The organism is Streptomyces katrae (assembly GCF_000717655.1).
GTDB classification, from domain to species: domain Bacteria; phylum Actinomycetota; class Actinomycetes; order Streptomycetales; family Streptomycetaceae; genus Streptomyces; species Streptomyces katrae_B.
Map to the genome: position 1 here is coordinate 19,803 of NZ_JNZY01000028.1, position 18,702 is coordinate 38,504.

15 protein-coding genes and 2 pseudogenes are annotated in these 18,702 nt (G+C 71.9%); 10 read left to right on the forward strand and 7 right to left on the reverse strand.

Going from position 1 to position 18,702, the window contains the following annotated elements:
- Positions 1 to 242: 242 nt before the first annotated feature.
- From IF09_RS0128365 to IF09_RS43560, 3 genes and pseudogenes are all read left to right on the forward strand, one after another.
- Positions 243 to 947 carry a class E sortase gene (locus tag IF09_RS0128365; RefSeq protein ID WP_051832989.1) on the forward strand — a complete coding sequence of 235 codons (705 nt, stop codon included), beginning with the start codon at positions 243 to 245 and terminating at the stop codon, positions 945 to 947.
- 285 nt (positions 948 to 1,232) lie between these two features.
- A complete protein-coding gene (locus tag IF09_RS0128370) occupies positions 1,233 to 2,141 on the forward strand; it encodes a hypothetical protein (RefSeq protein WP_030300334.1) in 909 nt (302 codons plus the stop codon).
- Between the two features lie 20 nt (positions 2,142 to 2,161).
- Positions 2,162 to 2,381 (forward strand): annotated as a pseudogene (locus IF09_RS43560) (short-chain fatty acyl-CoA regulator family protein); the annotation flags it as partial.
- Between the two features lie 9 nt (positions 2,382 to 2,390).
- Here IF09_RS43560 and IF09_RS0128380 read toward each other — a convergent pair.
- The 4 genes from IF09_RS0128380 to IF09_RS0128395 form a co-directional block, all read right to left on the reverse strand.
- Positions 2,391 to 3,311, reverse strand: coding sequence for a cobalamin-binding protein (locus IF09_RS0128380; protein ID WP_030300335.1), 921 nt, complete (start codon positions 3,309 to 3,311; stop codon positions 2,391 to 2,393).
- A 264-nt stretch (positions 3,312 to 3,575) separates the two neighbouring features.
- Positions 3,576 to 3,890, reverse strand: a complete 315-nt coding sequence (locus IF09_RS0128385; RefSeq protein ID WP_030300337.1) for a hypothetical protein — start codon at positions 3,888 to 3,890, stop codon at positions 3,576 to 3,578.
- Positions 3,891 to 4,000: 110 nt separating this feature from the next.
- On the reverse strand, positions 4,001 to 4,414 hold the full coding sequence (locus tag IF09_RS0128390; protein WP_051832990.1) for an ATP-binding protein: 414 nt from the start codon (positions 4,412 to 4,414) through the stop codon (positions 4,001 to 4,003).
- A gap of 86 nt (positions 4,415 to 4,500) precedes the next feature.
- Complete coding sequence (locus IF09_RS0128395; protein ID WP_030300341.1) at positions 4,501 to 5,532, reverse strand: medium chain dehydrogenase/reductase family protein; 1,032 nt, start codon at positions 5,530 to 5,532, stop codon at positions 4,501 to 4,503.
- A 174-nt stretch (positions 5,533 to 5,706) separates the two neighbouring features.
- Here IF09_RS0128395 and IF09_RS0128400 point away from each other — a divergent pair, with 174 nt between their 5' ends.
- Positions 5,707 to 6,393 carry a TetR/AcrR family transcriptional regulator gene (locus IF09_RS0128400; RefSeq protein WP_030300343.1) on the forward strand — a complete coding sequence of 229 codons (687 nt, stop codon included), beginning with the start codon at positions 5,707 to 5,709 and terminating at the stop codon, positions 6,391 to 6,393.
- A gap of 100 nt (positions 6,394 to 6,493) precedes the next feature.
- Here IF09_RS0128400 and IF09_RS0128405 read toward each other — a convergent pair whose 3' ends face one another.
- The gene (locus tag IF09_RS0128405) at positions 6,494 to 10,687 is read right to left on the reverse strand and encodes a bifunctional nitrate reductase/sulfite reductase flavoprotein subunit alpha (protein ID WP_030300345.1); all 4,194 of its coding nucleotides are present in this window, start codon (positions 10,685 to 10,687) and stop codon (positions 6,494 to 6,496) included.
- Positions 10,688 to 10,935: 248 nt separating this feature from the next.
- Between IF09_RS0128405 and IF09_RS0128410 the strand changes: the two genes are divergently transcribed.
- Together IF09_RS0128410 and IF09_RS0128415 are read left to right on the forward strand one after the other, a co-directional pair.
- Positions 10,936 to 11,727, forward strand: a complete 792-nt coding sequence (locus tag IF09_RS0128410) for an N-formylglutamate amidohydrolase (RefSeq protein WP_030300347.1) — start codon at positions 10,936 to 10,938, stop codon at positions 11,725 to 11,727.
- 155 nt (positions 11,728 to 11,882) lie between these two features.
- Positions 11,883 to 12,344, forward strand: coding sequence for a universal stress protein (locus IF09_RS0128415; RefSeq protein WP_030300349.1), 462 nt, complete (start codon positions 11,883 to 11,885; stop codon positions 12,342 to 12,344).
- 184 nt (positions 12,345 to 12,528) lie between these two features.
- Here the strand turns inward: IF09_RS0128415 and katG are convergent, their stop codons facing one another.
- Together katG and IF09_RS43565 are read right to left on the reverse strand one after the other, a co-directional pair.
- Positions 12,529 to 14,715, reverse strand: a complete 2,187-nt coding sequence (gene katG, locus IF09_RS0128420) for a catalase/peroxidase HPI (protein ID WP_030300351.1) — start codon at positions 14,713 to 14,715, stop codon at positions 12,529 to 12,531.
- 270 nt (positions 14,716 to 14,985) lie between these two features.
- Positions 14,986 to 15,087, reverse strand: a pseudogene (locus IF09_RS43565) (uracil-DNA glycosylase); the annotation flags it as partial.
- A 136-nt stretch (positions 15,088 to 15,223) separates the two neighbouring features.
- Between IF09_RS43565 and IF09_RS0128430 the strand changes: the two are divergent.
- The 4 genes from IF09_RS0128430 to IF09_RS0128445 all read left to right on the forward strand — a co-directional run bounded on the left by IF09_RS0128430 (position 15,224) and on the right by IF09_RS0128445 (position 18,690).
- Positions 15,224 to 15,880, forward strand: a complete 657-nt coding sequence (locus tag IF09_RS0128430; RefSeq protein ID WP_234321181.1) for a nucleotidyltransferase family protein — start codon at positions 15,224 to 15,226, stop codon at positions 15,878 to 15,880.
- The gene (locus IF09_RS0128435) at positions 15,877 to 16,131 is read left to right on the forward strand and encodes a BON domain-containing protein (protein WP_030300355.1); all 255 of its coding nucleotides are present in this window, start codon (positions 15,877 to 15,879) and stop codon (positions 16,129 to 16,131) included. The genes IF09_RS0128430 and IF09_RS0128435 overlap by 4 nt, the downstream gene beginning before the upstream one ends.
- Positions 16,128 to 16,874: a metallophosphoesterase family protein gene (locus IF09_RS0128440; protein WP_030300357.1), complete on the forward strand. Its 747-nt coding sequence runs from the start codon at positions 16,128 to 16,130 to the stop codon at positions 16,872 to 16,874. Before IF09_RS0128435 ends, IF09_RS0128440 begins: the two co-directional genes overlap by 4 nt.
- A gap of 139 nt (positions 16,875 to 17,013) precedes the next feature.
- Positions 17,014 to 18,690, forward strand: coding sequence for a ubiquinol-cytochrome c reductase cytochrome b subunit (locus tag IF09_RS0128445; protein WP_030300359.1), 1,677 nt, complete (start codon positions 17,014 to 17,016; stop codon positions 18,688 to 18,690).
- Positions 18,691 to 18,702: the final 12 nt, after the last annotated feature.

Below are 18,702 nucleotides of genomic sequence, written 5' to 3' on the forward strand. Positions count from 1 at the left end.
GTGGCAGCGGTCGAGCACCCGCCCGAGGGCGTCCACGCGTTCCTTCCGGCGCGTGATGCCGGTTCGTCGGCGTAGGTCCGCCCGTGCTCGCGCAGCAGCCTCGTGATCACTTCGGTGGTGTCCATCGGACCACTCCTATCCGCTGCTCCCCGCTCCACCGGGGCCGGGGGACCGGCCACGGGAGGGAGGTCACAGACCTGGACCCTTATCAACCTCTCGCCCCGTATGTCACTCTGGCGCCCATGTTCCTGCCGTTTCCGTCCCGAGCCGTGCCCGCCGTACTGGCCGGGGCCGTGACCGCCCTGCTGGCCGCGTGCGCGCCTTCGGCTGCCGCCGGTCCGGTGGCTCCACCGCGGACGACGGCAGCGGTACCCGCTTCGGCCCGGGCGGCGGCCCCGCCCGTAGGCCCCGGCGCTGCCGTCCGTGCCCAGGTCTCCACGCTGTCCATACCCTCCGCCGGTATCGCCGGGCTGCGCGTGGTGCCGTACGAGGGCACCACCGACGACGCGCCCGGGACCCGTATCCAGGACCTCGGCGCGGCGGCCAGTCCGTACGGCGAGCGGGGCGGAGTCGGCCCCGGTCAGGTCGGCAATTTCCTGGTCACGGCGCACCGCCTGTCGGCGGGAGGTCCACTGCACGACCTGCCTTCCGTCGACAAGGGCGACACCGTCCTCGTGACCGTGGGTGAGACGGTGTACACGTACGAGATCGTCGCGACCCGCAAGACGTCCTTCCGCTCGGAGAGCTCGCTGAGCGAGCAGCGCGCCGCAGTGCCCGGCGCGCCCGGGGTGACCCCCAAACAGGCCATGATCACGATCTCGACCTGCGCCACGCCGGAGGACCACGCCGAGGGCAACTTCTGGAGCGATGCCCGGGGCAACCCCGAGCACCGCATCGACAAGATAGGGGTTCTGCGCAAAACCGCCGGAGCCCCGCCCGTCGGCTGAAACACGGCCCCGGTCACGGCTACGGCCGCCGGCGACCTCCGCCGCCGTACCGAGATGCGGCGCGGTCGTGCGCAGCGCACGATGAACGAGGACGTCTCGGCACGAGCGCGGAACGAGCTCGGCAGCGGCGGCGGGCCGGTGCCGCGGGAGCGGGCCGGCCGCGCGTGAGGGCGTCCTCCTTCAGATCGTGCACGGCTGCGGCGCGGGGAATTCCGCCGCGCCCCGATGGCCGGCCGCACCCGCCCCGGTGCCGCACGCGCCCCCGTGCGAGGAAGTGGGGAGAACATGAAGAAATCCCTGGTGGCCGCACTGGCCACTGCCACGTCCGTGACGGCCGTCCTGCTGGCCGGTCCGGCGACGCCCGCGACGGCCGCTTCGGCGTTCTGCAACCGGACGACGCCGAGCACCTCGATCCTGTTCTACAAGACCGGAAGCGGCGAAGCCGGCACCGGCACCCTCTCCGCCGGCCGCTGGCACTACGAGGGGGCGCTCGATCTCCCGGCCGGCTACACGCACGCCGCGGCGAGCCGCGACTCGCTGCTGCTGTACAACAAGAACACCGGGGACGGGGAGGTCGGCACCTTCAGGGACGGGCAGTACAACCGCACCCGGACGTTCGAGAACTTCTCCACGGGCTGGACCTTCATCGAGGCGTCCGGCGACTCCGTGATCTTCTACAACGGCAACACCGGCCACGGTGTCACGGGCACCCTCAAGAACGGCGCGTTCCGACAGGTGCGCGTGTACGACAACTTCAGCACGGGCTGGGGGACCATGGCCGCCTCGTGCGACACGTTGGTCTCCGCGGCCAGGCACGGGTCGAGGGAATTCCCCTGGAGCAACGTGGGCTTCGGGACCCTCAAGAACGGCGTCTACCGGGACATGGGCAGCATCCCGAGGGACGACTATCTGGGGCAGTTGACCGCGACCGAGGACTCCGTGCTGTCCTTGGCGAAGACCGGCGGCCAACTCGAGTTCCGGGTCTCCGACGCGACCGATGGCTCGGGCATCGACTTCCGCAAGATCGGCACCTCCGGCATCTGGGACAAGGTGGGCCGGACCTCGGACAGCCTGTTCTTCTACAAGAACGACGGGACCGCCTGGACGTCGACGCTCGTCAACGGCAACTACGCCAACGTCGGCCCGCTCCCCGACGTTTCGTCCGGCTGGTCGCTCATCGAGGGCGGCGTCTGACCGGTCGGCGGCACCGGTCCTTCGCGACCGGCCTCGGCTGCGAGATCCGGCACGCGGGCGCTGCTCGTCCACTCCGACGGCCTCGACCTGGACGACACCTGCGCCGACACGCCCATCGGCATGGGCTGCCGGATCTGCGAGCGCCCGGAGTGCCCGCAGCGCGCCGTCCCGCCCCTCGGGGGCCCGCTGGCCGTCGACGAGAACAGCAGCACCTTCGTCCCGTACCGGGTGGCCGAGTAGGGCCGGCTCTCAGGAACCGACCAGCCGGAGGGCCTCCGCCGGCGTCACCGGCTCCCCGGCCCCGACCCCGTGCAGGACGTGCGCCAGGACCTCCGCGCCGCGCACCACCCGCGGGCCCGGCCGGTTGAAGTATGCGGGCCCGTCGAGCACCCACACTTCGCCGGCCCGTACGGCGGGCAGCTCGGCCCAGCCGGGCAGCGAGGTCAGCAACTCCCACTCGCGCAGGGTGCGTTGCGGGCTGAACCCGCAGGGCATCAGGAGGAGTACGTCCGGACGGGCCGCCCGGACCGTGTCCCAGCCCATGGGCCGGGTGTGTTCGCCCGGCGCGGCGACCAGCGCCTCGCCGCCCGCGTACGTGATCTGCTCCGGCACCCAGTGCCCGGCCGGCCAGAGCGGATCGAGCCACTCGAGCGCCACCACCCGGGGGCGCGGCCGCCCGACCGTCTGCGTGCGGACAGCCTCCAGTCGGCTCGCGAGGGCCTCGCGCCGGGCCTGCGCGACGTCCCGTACGCCCAGCAGCTCGCCCACGGTCACCAGGCAGTCCAGTACGTCGTCCAAGGTGCGCGGCTCGAGGCTGAGCACCCGGGGTCCGGCCCCCTGGACGCGCACCGCCCGGCTCACCCCCGCGTAGGAGACCGCGCAGACGTCGCACAGGTCCTGGGTGAGGACCACATCGGGTGCGAGGGTCCCGAGAGCCTCGGTGTCGAGGGTGTAGAGCGAGGAGCCGCCGTGCGCGGCGCCACCGACGGCGGCGGAGATCTCCCGGCTGCTCAGGGCGTCCGAGGAGAACTCGGCGGCGGTCACCACCGGCACCCCGGCCACGGCCTGCGGCGGCCAGTCGCACTCGTGCGTCCGGCCCACGAGATCGGCGGCCAGCCCGAGCTCGGCCACGATGTCGGTGGCCGCGGGGAGCAGGGAGACGATGCGCATGTGCCGAGCGTAGGTCCGCCGCTCCTCGGGGTCGCCGACATGCCCGGTTCTTCACCACCGCTGACCCGCCTCGCCCGGCCGGTACGGGGCGTCTATCGAGGTGCGTGTGGTGAAGGTCGAAGCGGATACCGGGTCGCGCGGCGGCCGCCTCGGGCCGGATGACGGCGGTATGCGGTGGCCTCGGAGACCGCCGCCGCCCTCCGGTGCACATCGGCTTCGGCGGCACCGCCCGGCCCGGCTCGAGCTCGCACTCTGACCGCAGCGCTATGCCGGCCCCGCCCCGCCCCCGTGGGTGTCTGCGGGCAGGTTGCGGGGGACGGTGGCTGCGCCACCGATGCGTACGGCGTCCACCACGGCCTGGTGCAGGAGACGGCTGCCGTCTTCGGACGCACAGGGGACCGGACTGCCGGTGACGGTGAACCAGTCCGAACCGCCGCTGTACTGCACGGCCACCAGGGCCTCCTGGCCCGACCAGGTCGTGTGCACGGTCAGGTCCCCGCTGAGGACCCCCGCCTCTTCGGTGCGTACTCCGCCGCGTCCGGCGAACACCCCTGTCGTTGTCCACGAAGCCCAGGTCATGGCGGATCGCCCCTCACCGCGGAGTCCACTGACCCTTCCACGTTACGGCGGGTCCGGCGTTCCCGCGTGGTCGCCGCGGCGCAGGGCGGGGCGTGGAGTCCGTACCGGTGTCACCCGGCAACGGCTATGCAGGCGTGAACGCGCTTGCCGCCGGTGGGTGTGGGCTTGACGTCGACGTCCCGGGCGATGTGGCGGACGAGGATCCAGCCCCAGCCGCCACCGCCGTGGACGTGGGGCCGCACGATCTGGGGCGGGGCCGAGCTGGTGTCGGTGACGTCGATGTCGAGCAGGCCCTCGTGCAGGACGAGATCCAGGGTGCACGGGCCGTCGGTGTGCCGCACGGCGTTGGTCACGAGCTCGGTCACGATCAGCACGGCGGCGTCCGCGGCCGCCGGGTGCACCGGCTGCCCCTGGTCGCCGGCGCTCTGCAGAAACCGGGAGGTCGCGTCCCGGGCGCGGCCGGCCGCGCTGGTGTCGGGCGGCAGGTCGAGGTGCCGCCGGGGCTGAGCGTACGAGGGAGTCATCACGGGCTCCGGTTGAGGAATTTTCTCCTTCTTGTGTAGAGGCGCATGCCCGCCAGAGGCGAGCCCATACACATCCGTGTGCCGGGTCAGGGGACGAGGACGACTTTCCCGGCGACCGTCCCGGACTCGGCCAGGCGCATCGCCTCGGCGACGCGGGCCAGCGGGATCTCGGCAGCGACCTTCGCGGTGATCTCACCGCGCTGCAGCGCCGTGAACACCTGGGTGAGGTCGGACCGCAGGCGCGCCCGGAAGCGGTTCTTTGCGTAGGCGCGACCGGCCCACACGTTGAAGAAGTACGCACGGCGGCCGTTCGGCAGCGCGTTCCACAGCCACACCCGGCCCAGGAGCTTGAGGATCGGCGACGAGCCGGAGCCCTCGTCGTCGCGGGTGGCGGCGCTGCCGTACGAGACGAGCGTGCCGCCGGGGGCCAGGAGCCGCCAGGAATCCACGATGCCCTCGCCGCCGACGTGGTCGAACACCGCGTCCACCCCGCTCGGCGCGAGGGCTCGTACCCGTGCCGGAACGTCGCCGGAGCGGTAGTCGACGGGGGCCACCCCGAGGGCGCGCAGTGCGTCGTGGTGGCGGGTCGAGGCGGTGCCGATCACCCGGACGCCCGCGGCGAGCGCCAGCTGGACCAGGATCGAGCCGACGCCGCCGTTGGCGCCGTGGACCAGCACGGTCTGGCCGGCGCGCACCCGGGCCTTGCGGTGGAGCATCTGCCAGGCGGTGACGCCGTTGACGACCGCAGTCTCCGCGTCCACCGGGCTGACGCCTTCGGGTACCTCCACCACGTCGGCGGCGTCGAGCGCGATGTGGCTCGCCCAGCCTCCGGTCTTCGTCAGGGCGGCCACCCGACGGCCGAGCAGGCCGGAGCCGACGCCCTCGCCCACGGCCAGCACCGTACCGACCAGGTCGTATCCGGGGACGAAGGGGAACGCGGGCTGGTCGTAGTACCGGCCGCGGCGCATCTGCTGCTCGGCGAAGGACACGCCCGTCGCCTCCATCGCGACCACCACCTGCCCGGCAGCCGGGGCCGGGACCGGTCCGCGGTGCAGCTCCAGGCCTTCCGGCTCGACCCTGCCCGGCAGAACGATCTCGATCAGCTCGGCGGTGTTCATCATGACCCTCCAGTTGGTTTCGCCATATCGTGTCCGTTAGAAGCTATAACAACAATGGGCAGGCGTATCGCCGATGTCAAGGGGGTGGCCCGTCCGATCGCGAGGGGCCCTGCCGATGGTGATAGCCTCTAACCGCCCGTCATGTGGGCGATGGGCGATGAGAGGGTGGCGGGAATGAGCGGGAGTGCGAAGACCCCCCGTGAGCGGTACCGGCAGCAGGTGCGCGAGGAGGTCAAGGAAAAGGCCTGGCAGCAGATCGCCGGCTCCGGCGCCTCGGCGCTCTCCCTCAACGCGATCGCCAAGCAGATGGGCATGAGCGGGCCTGCGCTGTACCGGTACTTCGCCAACCGCGACGAGTTGATCACCGAACTCATCCGCGACGCCTACCGCAGCCTCGCCGATGCCTTCATCGCCGTCGGCGACGGGGGCGACGGGGGTGACCGGGGAGCGGGTCGAGACCAGCTCGCCGCTCTGGCGCAGGTGCTCCGCCACTGGGCCCTGGAGGACCCGCACCGCTACTTCCTCATCTACGGCACCCCCGTACCCGGCTACCACGCTCCGCAGGACATCACCGCGATCGCCTCGGAAATGATGTCCGTCCTGCTCGACGCCTGCACCGCCGCCGGACCGGACCCCGCCCCCGGTGCGGGACCCCGTGCCTTCGAGGGGCACCTGGCCGGCCACCGGGAGTGGGCCGGCAGCCACCCGGACGCCCCGCCGTCGGCCCTGCGCCTGGCCCTGGCGTTCTGGAGCCGCCTGCACGGCGTGCTGTCCCTGGAGCTGGCGGGCCACTTCACCGGCATGGGCCTGGACCCCGCCCTGCTCTTCGAGGCCGAGGTGGACGGCCTGACCACCCGCTGACGCGCACGCACTCCATGCACCACCGCGCACGTCGCCGGTCTCGTCGGCCCCAAGGTGTACCCCGCCCGGCCCAGGCACGCCTCCCGGGGGTCTTCGGCGTTCAGTACACGTCGCGGCCGTACCGCTTGTCGGCGGAGAGCTGTTTCAGGTAGGCGGCGGCCTCGTCCTCGTCGAGGCCGCCGTGCGCCACCGCTATGTCGCGCAGCGCCCGGTCGACGTCCCTCGCCATCCGGCTCGCGTCACCGCACACGTAGAAGTGGGCGCCGTCCTGGAGCCATGACCACAGCTGGGCGCCGTGCTCGCGCATGCGGTCCTGGACGTACGTCTTGGTCCGCTGGTCGCGGGAGAAGGCCAGGTCGAGGCGGGTGAGCGTGCCGTGCCTGTGGAGTTCCTCCAGCTCTTCGCGGTAGTGGAAGTCGGTGGCCCGGCGCTGTTCCCCGAAGAGCAGCCAGTTGTCGCCGTGGTGCCCGAGGGCGCGGCGGTGTTCGAGGAAGGCCATGAACGGGGCGATGCCGGTGCCCGGACCGACCATGATCGCCGGTGTGTCCGCGCCCGCGGGCGGGCGGAAGTGGGCCGATCGCTGTACGAACAGCGGTACCGGGGTGCCCGGTTCGGCGTCCGCGAGGAAGGTGGAGGCGACGCCCTTGCGCTGCCGGCCGCCCGGCCCCTCGTAGCGAAGGACCGAGACGGTCAGGCTCACCTCGCGCGGGTCGACGAGGGGGCTGGAGGAGATGGAGTACAGGCGTGGCTGGAGGCGTTTGAGGCGCTCGGCCCACTCCTGGGCGCTGAGGCGGACCGGGAACTCGGCCAGGAGGTCGACGGGCTGCCGGCCCCAGGCCCACCGGGCGAGGCCGTCCTTGTTGTTGGGGCGCATCAGCTGCTTGAGCCTGCGGTCGCCGGTGTGCTCGGTGACGAAGCGCAGGAGGTCGGGCGTGAGACGGGTGATGTCCAGGTGCCGGTGCAGTGCCTCGGCGAAGGGCATGGGGGCGTGCCCGGCGACGGCGACCTCCGCGTCGGGGGCGAGACCGGTGGCGGCCAGCCATTGCGTCACCAGGTCGGGACAGTTGACCGGCAGGACGCCGAGGGCGTCACCCGCCTCGTACGCCGGGCCGTCCTCGCTCAGGTCGAAGGTGAACCGGCGGACCTCCTTGGCGGCGCCGGGCAGGCTCAGGAGGCGGTTGCCGGACAGCCGGGCGGTGTACGGGGAGTTCTTGTCCGGCACCGGACGGGACGGCCCCGGGGCCCTCGCCGGGTGTGGGGCGGCGGGTTCCGGGGCGGCCGCCAGCGCGTCGCGTACCCGCTCCAGCCACCGGGCGGCGGGCTCCTCGTAGTCGGGCTCGCAGTCCACGCGCGGCAGGAGGCGCCGGGCCCCCAGCTCTTCGAGGCGCCGGTCGAGCCGGCGGCCGTGGCCGCAGAAGGCGTCGTACGCGGAGTCGCCGAGCGCGAGGACGGCGTACCGGACGTCCTCGAGCCGGGGCGCGTCGGACGAGACGAGGGCCTCCCAGAACGCGGCTCCGTTGTCCGGGGCGTCGCCGTCGCCGAACGTGCTCGTGACGACCAGCAGATCCGTGCCGGGAGTGAGGGATGCGGGGGTGCGGTCCGCCATGCCGTGCACGTTCACCGCGGAGCCGCTGCCGGCCAGTTCCGTTCCGATGGTGGCGGCGAGGTCCTCGGCGTTACCCGTCTGGGAAGCCCACAGGACCACGGTCTGGCGGGCCGGCGTACCCGGTGCGGCGGGGGCCGGTGCCGGAGCGGCCGGAGGCGTGGCGGCCAGGGCCGTCGCCGTACGCGAGTACGTGCCGGCGAGCACTCCGTCGACCCAGAGGGCGTGCCCGGCCTCGAAGGGGGCGCCGGCGGGTAGGACCGGGACGCCCGCGCCGGGCGGGGTGGAGGCGAGCCCGGCGAGGAATCCGGCGAGGTACTGGCGTTCCCGGTCGGAGAGGTCGGGCGGCGCGTGGCCGTCCAGGCCGAACAAGGAGGTGAGTGCCGTCGGTGCGGCGGGCGCGGGGGCGGTGACGGGACGCGTCAGCGTCGCAACGGCACCGCCCGGGTGTGCCGCGGCCGCGACGAGGCCGGGTTCGGCAGCCGGAACGGCCACCGGGACCGGGACCCGTGTCTTCGTCAGCGTCACCGCGCACATCTTGAACCCGGGCTGGAAGGAGATCGGGTCGACGGCGTCGTCGGTGACGGCGTTGACGCTGAGGTATTCGCCGAACAGGTCGTTCCAGTGGAAGGGGGCGAAGCAGTTCCCGGGCCGGACCCGGTCGGTGACGACGGCGGGCAGCACGGCGCGCCCGCGCCGTGAGGCCACCTCCACCCCGTCGCCCGTCGCGATCCCGAGAGCGGCCGCGTCCTGCGGGTGGATCTCCACGAACGGCCCCGGGCTGAGCTTGTTGAGCTTGGCGATCTTGCCGGTCTTGGTCAGGGTGTGCCACTGGTGCTGCAGGCGGCCCGTGTTGAGGACGAACGGGTAGTCGTCGTCCGGGAGTTCGGCGGCCGGGAGATGGGGGCGGGCGAAGAACACGGCCCGCCCCGTCTCCGTGGGGAAGACCAGCCGGGGACGGCTGCCGTCCGGGCGCTCCACCGGGGTCTGGCTGAGGCCGTCGTTGAGGTAGCGGACCGGGTTGCGGTCGGGCCCGCCCGGGGCGGCCGGCCACTGCACCGGGCTCGCGCGCAGCCGCTCGTACGTGACACCGCGCAGGTCCCAGCCGGTCTTCGGGTTCCAGGCGTGCCGGAGCTCCTCGAACACCTCCTCGGCGCAGCTGTACGTGAACGCCTCGGCGAATCCCATCGCGCAGGCGACCCGGGCGATCAACTGCCAGTCGGGCAGGGCCTCGCCGGGCGGGTCGGCGGCCCCCTGCACCAGGGTGAGGTTGCGCTCCGAGTTGATCATCACGCCGTCCGCCTCGGCCCAGAGGGTGGCGGGGAGCACGATGTCCGCGTAGGCGTTGGTCTCGGTCTCCGCGAACACGTCCTGGGTGATGACCAGTTCGGCGGTCTCCAGCGCCTTGATGACCGTGCTGCGGTTGGCGACGGAGGCGACCGGGTTGGTGCAGATGATCCAGCACGCCTTGATCTCGCCGGCGGCCATCTGCTCGAACATCTCGATGGTCCCGCGTCCGACGTCGGTGCGCAGGGTGTTCTCCGGCAGGCCCCACAGCTTCTCGACGAAGTCGCGGTCCTCGTCGACCAGGACCGAGCGCTGGCCGGGCAGGCCGGGCCCCATGTAGCCCATCTCGCGGCCGCCCATGGCGTTGGGCTGGCCGGTGAGGGAGAACGGGCCGCTGCCGGGACGGCAGATGGCGCCGGTGGCCAGGTGCAGGTTGACCAGGGCGTTGGTGTTCCACGTCCCGTGGGTGGACTGGTTGAGGCCCATGGTCCAGCAGCTCGTCCACTCGCCCGCCTCGCCGATCCAGCGGGCGGCCAGCCGGATGTCCGCCTCCGGTATGCCGGTGATCTCGGCGACCTTCGCGGGCGGGTAGTCCCGCAGGAAGGCGGGCATGTCCTCCCAGCCCTCGGTGTGCTCGGCGATGAAGTCCGGGTCGGTCCAGCCGCCTTCGACCAGCAGGTGCAGCAGCCCGTTGAGGAGGGCCAGATCGGTGCCGGGCCGTATCTGCAGGAACAGGTCGGCCTTGTCGGCGGTGGCGTTGCGCCGGGGGTCCACCACGATCAGTTTGGCGCCGGCGGCCTTGACGCGGTCCATCATCCTGAGGAAGAGGACGGGGTGGCAGTCGGCCATGTTGGCGCCGATGACGAAGAACGCGTCCGCCCGCTCGAAGTCCTCGTACGAGCCGGGCGGCCCGTCGGCGCCGAGCGAGAGCTTGTAGCCGCTGCCGGCGCTCGCCATGCACAGCCGCGAATTGGACTCGATCCGGTTCGTCCGCAGGAACCCCTTGGCCAGCTTGTTGGCGAGGTACTGGGCCTCCAGGGACATCTGACCGGAGACGTAGAGCGCCAGCGCGTCGGGGCCGTGCGCGTCCAGGATCTCCCGCAGGCGGCGGGCCGTCTCGGCGACGGCCGTGTCCACCGCGACGGCGGCGGGCCCGGCGCCCCGCTCGCCGCGGATCAGCGCGGTCTCCAGCCGCCCGGGCGCGGCCAGCATGTCGGCGTGCGTGGCGCCCTTGGTGCACAGGCGTCCGGAGTTCGCGGGGTGCTGCTTGTCGCCGCTGACCTTGGCCACCGTACGGTGCCCGTCGCGGCCGCTGGCGATGTCCAGTACGACCCCGCAGCCGACGCCGCAGTAGGAGCAGACCGTACGCACCTGCCGACCGGTCGCGGTCCTCGCCTCCGCCACAGCAGACCTCCTCGTACCGCCGGCCGACCCCACCGCTCGGGGCCGCTGCGGCCGTGTGCAGGTCGATCCCGTTGCGGCCCAACGTAGAAAGTCCGTGTTGCGTACATGTGACGGGCGGCGCCACCCGGGGGTTACAAGCATCTGCGCCAAGATCACCACGGGAGGTGAGGCACGTGCCACGAGATCCCCTCCGGCCGACATGATGGCGGTGGCACCTTGATCCGTACGCGACACGCAGCGAGGAACAGATGAGCGACGCAGCCGCCCTCCTCCACCCCGGAGCTCCCGACTCACCCGTGATACTCCATGTTCCGCACTCGTCCCGTGCCATACCCGCGGACGTCCGCGCCGGGATCCTGCTGGACGACCGGGCCCTCGAAGGGGAACTGGACCACATCACCGACTCGCACACGGCGGAGATGGCGGCGCGGGCGGCCGGGGCCGCCCGCGTCACCCCCTGGAGGTTCGAGAACCGGCTGTCACGGCTGGTCATCGACCCCGAGCGGTTCCCCGACGAGCGGGAGGAGATGCTGGCACGGGGGATGGGCGCGGTCTACACCCGGACGACGCACCGCGAAGAGCTCCGCCCGGCCGACTTCGACGGACGACCGCTGATCGAGCGGTACTTCCACCCGTACGCGCAGGCGATGACGGACGCGGTGGAGGAGCGGCTGGCGGCCGTCGGGCGGGCCGTCATCCTCGACGTGCACTCGTACCCTGCGAAGGCGCTGCCCTACGAGCTCCACGGCGACGGTCCGCGCCCGCCGATCTGCATCGGCACGGACGCCTTCCACACGCCCCGACCCCTGCTCGACGCGGCGCGGCAGGCGTTCGCGGGCTTCGGCGGCACGGGGCTGGACAGCCCGTTCTCGGGAACGTACGTGCCACTGCGCCACTACGGGAAGGACGCGCGGGTCGGCGCGCTGATGGTGGAGATCCGGCGGGACGTCTACATGAGCGAGCCGGGAGGAGCGGCGGGCACCGGCCTCGACGCGCTGGCGGAGGCGCTGGCCGCTCTCGTGGACGGGGCGGCCCGGTGACGGGACCGGGACTCCGCCCTGCGTGACGGCGGACCGCGGGGTGTGCCGCCGGCGCGCGCGGGCAGACGCGCTCACGGGCGGGCGGACGCGCAGCGGATCCGGCTCGCCGTGGCCCCTGCGGGCCCCGCCGGCTCGGCGTGAAGGAGGGATCGGCCATGGGTGACGACAGGCGCGCCCCACGCGTCGTGGTGGGCGTCGACGGCTCGCCGGACTCGTACGGGGCACTGAGCTGGGCGGTTCGCCACGCGAGCCTGATCGGAGCGGGCGTGGAGGCGATCGCCGCCTACGACCTGCCCCTCGAGATGGGGTGGTCGGCTCCCGCGGTGGACGCCGACTTCGACGAGGCGGAGACACGGCGGGCGCTGACCGAGGAGATCCGGCGGGTCGTCGGCAGCGACAGCCCCGTCCCCTTGGAGCAGCACGTGGTGCGGGGCAACCCGGCCGACGTGCTGACCGCTGCGGCGGAGGGCGCTGAACTCCTGGTCGTGGGCAGCCGGGGGCGGGGCGGCTTCGCCCGTCTCCTGCTGGGCTCGGTGAGCCAGCAGTGCGCCCTCCACGCGCCCTGCCCGGTGGTCATCGTCCGCCCGCGGCCCGCTTCCGCGGCCGACCGTTCATAGTGCACGGGGGTGATCCGGTTACCGCCGCAAGGCCGGCAGATGCGGCTGTCCCACCACCCGGCACGGGAGGCACCGGCAGCGGCGGCGTTGCTGCCGGCTGCGTGTCGCCGGTCGGCCCGGAGACGAGCCATGGCCGACGTCCCGGCCGGCCGGTGCACGGCCGGCCGGGACATCGGGCGGGGGTTCAGGAGAGGTCGAACCGGTCGAGGTTCATCACCTTGTCCCACGCGGCCACGAAATCACGCACGAACTTCTCCCCGCCGTCCCCGGACGCGTAGACCTCCGAGAGGGCTCGGAGCTGGGAGTGCGAGCCGAAGACGAGGTCCACGGCGGTGGCGGTCCACTTGGCCTCGCCCGTGGCGCGGTCCCTGCCCTCGAACACGTTCTCGGCCGAGGCCGACGGCTTCCACTCCGTGCTCATGTCGAGCAGGTTGACGAAGAAGTCGTTGGTCAACGTCTCCGGCCGGTCCGTGAAGACGCCGTGCTGGGACTGCCCGAAGCCGGTGTTCAGCGCCCGCATGCCGCCGATCAGCACCGTCATCTCGGGAGCGGTGAGCGTCAGCAGGTTGGCGCGGTCCAGCAGGAGGGTCTCCGGCGACAGCTTCTCCCCCTCCCGCAGGTAGTTGCGGAACCCGTCCGCCGGGGGTTCGAGCACGGCGAACGACTCCACGTCGGTCTGCTCCTGCGAGGCGTCCGTACGCCCGGGTGCGAACGGCACCGTGATGTCGTACCCGGCGTTCTTCGCGGCCTGCTCGACCGCCGCGCACCCGCCCAGGACGATCAGGTCCGCGAGCGAGACCTTCTTGGCACCGGCCGAGCCATTGAACTCCTGCCGGACCTGCTCGAGGGTCTGCAGTACCCGGGCCACCTCGGGTACGGCGTTGACCTCCCAGTCCCGTTGCGGCGCGAGCCGGATCCTGGCCCCGTTGGCCCCGCCCCGGTTGTCGGTGCCGCGGAAGCTCGCCGCCGCCGCCCAGGCGGTGGTGACCAGCTGCGGGACGGACAGCCCCGAGTCGAGGATCCTGCTCTTGAGGGCGGCGATGTCCGCATCCCCGACCAGCTCGTGATCGACCGCCGGGACGGGGTCCTGCCACAGCTGCGGCTCGGGGATCCACGGGCCGAGATAGCGCGAGAGGGGTCCCATGTCGCGGTGCAACAGCTTGTACCAGGCCTTGGCGAAGGCCACCGCGAGCTTGTCCGGGTTCTCGTGGAAGCTCTTCACGATCGGCGCATAGACCGGGTCCATCTTCAGCGCGAGGTCCGTCGTCAGCATCATCGGCGCGTGCCGCTTCGACGGATCATGGGCATCGGGCACGGTGTCCTTGGCCGACGGATCCGTGGGAGTCCACTGGTTCGCCCCGGCGGGACTCGTCGTCAGCTCCCAGTCGTACTTGAACAGGTTGTCCAGGTACCCGTTGTCCCACTTCGTCGGCTCGGAGGTCCATGCGCCCTCGAGCCCACTGGTCAGCGTGTCGACGCCCTTGCCGCTGCCGTACGTGTTCCGCCAGCCGAGGCCCTGCTGCTCGATGGGGCCGGCCTCGGGCTCCGGGCCGATGTAGGCGGGGTCGACGGCACCGTGACACTTGCCGAACGTATGTCCGCCGATGATGAGCGCAGCCGTCTCCTCGTCGTCCATGGCCATGCGCCCGAACGTCTCGCGAATGTCCCTGGCCGCGGCCAGCGGATCCGGATTGCCGTTGGGCCCTTCCGGATTGACGTAGATCAGGCCCATCTGTACGGCGCCGAAAGGACCGGTGAGTTGCCGGTCACCGGCGTAGCGCTCGTCTCCGAGCCAGGTGTCCTCGGGCCCCCAGAAGATTTCCTCGGGTTCCCAGGTGTCCTCCCGGCCGAAACCGAATCCGAACGTTTTGAACCCCATCGATTCCATGGCGCAGTTTCCGGCGAAGATCAGCAGATCGGCCCAGGAGATCTTCCGGCCGTACTTCTGCTTGACCGGCCAGAGCAAACGGCGGGCCTTGTCCAGGCTCGCATTGTCCGGCCAGCTGTTGAGGGGCGCGAAGCGCTGGGATCCGGCGCCGCCGCCGCCCCGGCCGTCGGCGATGCGGTACGTGCCGGCGGCGTGCCAGCTCATCCGGATGAAGAGCGGCCCGTAGTGGCCGTAGTCGGCAGGCCACCAGTCCTGGGAGTTCGTCATCACCTCGAAGACGTCCTGCTTCAGCGCGTCGACGTCGAGGGTCGCGAATTCCTTGGCGTAGTCGAAGTCCTCGCCCATCGGGTCGGACAGTGGCGAGTGCTGGTGGAGGACCTGCAGGTCCAGCTGGTTCGGCCACCAGTCCCGGTTCGTCCTGGGGCGGGTCGGCGTGGGGGTGGGGGAGGGGATTGCTGGGTTTTCGCTTTCGCTGCCGGACACGTCCGCCCTTCTTCCTGTCTCGGTGTTTCTTTTCCTTGCCGGTGTCGAACAATGCGACCCACGCTCGTAGCGCGCCGTGGCGCCCGCCGGATGTCGGCGTCCTGATGGTCGCGCACCGTGGACCGCGCGGCGGCGAGAACACGCAGAGCCCGCTGCGTTAAGAAGAACTCGCGCGTGGCAAGAGCGGTTTATTCAGATGATCGTGATCATTGCGCGGGGGTGAGGACGTGAGAAATGGACGCGGACGTCCGGCAGCCGCTCCGCCGCGCCTCAGTCGAGCGCGGGCGCCGCGACCGAAAGATCGGCCACGAGACCGCGGAAGGCGGCCTCCCGGTCGTCGGCCCGCAGCACGGCGGAGGGGTGGACGGTGCTCGTCCGGGCCGGCGGACGGTCCGTACGGATCACCCGCCCGCAGAAGGCGCCCTTCCGAAACCGACCCTGTCCTGCGGGTTTGAGCGGCGCCAGGACGGCAAGGCGCACCCCGTGACGCGATCCCGTGAGGCGTGCCGTGAGAGATGACGTTCTCCCTCCTGTAGGGCAAGGTCCCGCTCCGTCCGAGAGGCCCGATTCCCGCGGCGGCGGGCGGCTGCCGCGCGACCACACCCAGGCCATCCTCGAGACCACCAAGCATGTGGCCGCGCTCCTCAAGGCGACCGGAAAGCCGTTCGCCCTCGCCGGCAGTGTGGCCGCATTCGCACACGGCCTCCCGGCTCGCTTCCAGCACGACACGGACTTCTGCGTCCGGCCCGAGGACTCGGGAGTGGTCATCGAGGCACTGGAGGCAGGGGGCATCGCGATGCGCCGGGCACCCGAGGACTGGCTGGTCAAAGGGCGTTCCGGCGGCGAGGAGATCGATCTGATCTTCGAGCTGGCGCGGCGTCCGGTCAGTACGGAGCTGCTAGCCCGGGCAGAGGTCCGGCCGGTCGACTCGGTGTGGATGCCCGTGCTGGCGCCCACCGATCTGATGGACGCCCGCCTCACCGCCCTCTGCGAGCACTACTGCGACTTCGGGGACCTGCTGCCGATGGCCCGGATGCTGCGGGAGCAGATCGACTGGGACCGGATGAACCGGGAACACCGGGATGCACCCCTGTCCGACGCGTTCCTGTACCTCCTCGAACGGCTCCACGTCGTCGACTTCGACCGGCGGGAGGACGCCCCGTGACATCGACCGAATTCATCGAGTACCGGCTCGAGCACCTACGGGACCGCCTGGCGCGCGAGGAGATCTCGGAACTCGGCGTACGGGTCGAGGCCCGCGGCGCAGGCGCACTGGTCTGGGGAAGCGTCAACAGCGCCGACTGCCGGGCGGCGGTCCTGCGGATCGCCGGAGAAGAGCTGGCGGGCGTGCTCTGGCGCGAGGACGTCACCGTGAGCTGCCCCGGACCTCCCGACCATTCGGAGGAACTGCCGTGATCCGGATCGCAGCCGTCGGAGACATCCACCTCGGCCCCGGCAGCGAGGGCCTGCTGCGGCCGGCCTTCGAAACCCTCGCGGGCTGCGCGGACCTGCTGCTGCTCGCCGGCGACCTGACCCGGCACGGCACCCCGCAGGAGGGCCGGGTGGTGGCCGGCGAGGTGGCCGGGCTGCCCGTACCCGTGATCGCGGTGCTCGGCAACCACGACTACCAGAGCGACCAGCAGGATGCCCTCACACGAGAGCTGAGCGAGGGCGGCGTACGCGTACTGGAGTGTGACGGCGTGCTCGTCGACATCGACGGTACGAAGGTCGGGGTCGCCGGGACGAAGGGTTTCGGCGGCGGCTTCGCCGGGCGCTGCGCCAGTGACTTCGGCGAACCCGAGATGAAGGCGTTCGTCCAGTACACCCGGCGGTGCGCGGACGGGCTGGCACGATCGCTGCGGGAGCTGCGCGAGGCGGGGAGCGATCTGCGTATCGCCCTCACGCACTTCTCGCCGGTCCCCGACACCCTCGCGGGCGAGCCCCCGGAGATCTTCCCGTTCCTCGGCAGCTATCTGCTCGCCGAGGCCGTGGACGAGGCGGGTGCCGATCTCGCCGTCCACGGTCATGCCCACCTCGGCACGGAACACGGACTGACGGCAGGCGGAGTACGGGTGCGCAACGTCGCGATGCCGGTCATCGACCGGGCCTTCGCCGTCTATCACCTCGCCGCCGGAAACGGGCAGGGCCGCCCGCGGTGAGGGCGGCCGTGGCGCCACGAGGCGAGCCCTCGAACTGAGCACCCCCCTGCGTGCCTACCGGGCCGCGGGACGCGGGCGCGCGATGCTCCTCCCATGCCGTTAGGGCCCGGTCGGCGGATGCGAGGAGGGCGTGGAGCCGGTGGTTCTCGAGAGGAAGAAGGCCCGTGCGGTCCGCGTGATGCGACGCTCGGTCAGGCGTACGGTGTTCGGCCTCGACGCCCGGCTGCCCCTGCTGGACGTGGCCAAGGGCGGGGTGCGGAAGGCGTTTCCGGATCACTGGGCGTTCCTGCTCGGCGAGATCGCCCTCTACAGCCTGGTCGTGCTGCTGCTGACCGGCACGTACCTCACGTTCTTCTTCGACCCGTCCATGCGCGAGGTCATGTACCAAGGCTCCTACGGCCCCCTGAACGGCCTGCCCGTCTCCTCCGCCTACGCCTCCACGCTGCGCATCAGCTTCGACGTGCGGGGCGGTCTGCTGATCCGGCAGATGCACCACTGGGCGGCCCTCGTGTTCGTGGCCGCGATCGGCGTCCACCTGCTGCGGGTGTTCTTCACCGGCGCGTTCCGCAAGCCCCGCGAGGTGAACTGGGTGGTCGGCGTCACGATGCTGCTGCTCACGCTGGTCGAGGGCTTCGCGGGCTACTCGCTCCCCGACGACCTGCTGTCGGGTACGGGCCTGCGCACCGCCCAGGGCATCATGCTGTCGCTGCCCGTCGTGGGCACGTACCTGAGCCTCTTCGTCTTCGGCGGCGAGTTCCCGGCCGAGGACATCGTGTCCCGGCTCTACCCCGTGCACATCCTCCTCGTGCCAGGACTGCTCGTCGCCCTGGTTTCGCTGCACCTGCTGCTCGTCGTGCACCTCAAGCACACGCAGTGGGCGGTCCCCGGCAGCAGCGGCCGCAACGTGCTCGGCAAGCCCTTCTTCGCCCAGTACACGGCGAAGTCCGCGGGGCTGTTCTTCATGGTCGCCGGCCTGCTGTCCGCGCTCGCCGCGCTGGCGCAGATCAATCCCGTGTGGGCGTACGGGCCGTACCGCCCCGACCTGGTGTCCACCGGGTCCCAGCCGGACTGGTACGTGGGCTTCCTGGAAGGGGCCCTGCGGCTGATGCCGGGCTTCGAAACCCGCCTGTGGGGCCACACCCTGACGTGGAATCCACTGATCGCGGGCGTCGTCTTGCCGGGACTGCTGTTCGCCGGCCTGTACGGCTATCCGTTCTTCGAACGCTGGATCACCCCGGAGGGCGGAGAGCAGCACCTGTGCGACCGGCCGCGCCACCGGCCCGCCCGCACAGCGCTGGGGGTCGCCGTGCTCGCCGCCTACACCATCCTGCTGCTGGCCGGCGCGCAGGACATCATCGCCTTCATCACCGAGATCCCCGTGGCGGCGATCACCTGGGCGCTGCGCTGCGCCCTGCTCGTCGTGCCTGCGGCATCCTTCTGGCTCACCCGTCGGATCTGTCTCGCCCTGCAGGAGGAGGACGTCGAGGCGCTGAAGAGCGGACTGGCGACGGACGACGTACGCCAGTCGGTCGAGGGCGGCTTCCACCCGGCGCACCGGCCGCCGACGGGGGCGGAGCGGTACGTACGGTCCGTCCACCGCGTGCCGGCGCCCGTACGGGTGATCCTGCCCGGGCGGACCGCAGGCGAGCGGCGTCCGGGCGCACGGGGCCTCGCGGAGCGGCTGAGGCGGGGGCTGAGCCGCTGGTACTACCGCGATCAGCTGGTGCCGCCGCTGACCGACACGCAGCGCATCCGCGTCGCCGCCGTGCTGGCCGGCCCGGACACCGAGGAGGCCCGGCCCGCGGGCGAGCACTGACCCCCGGACCGG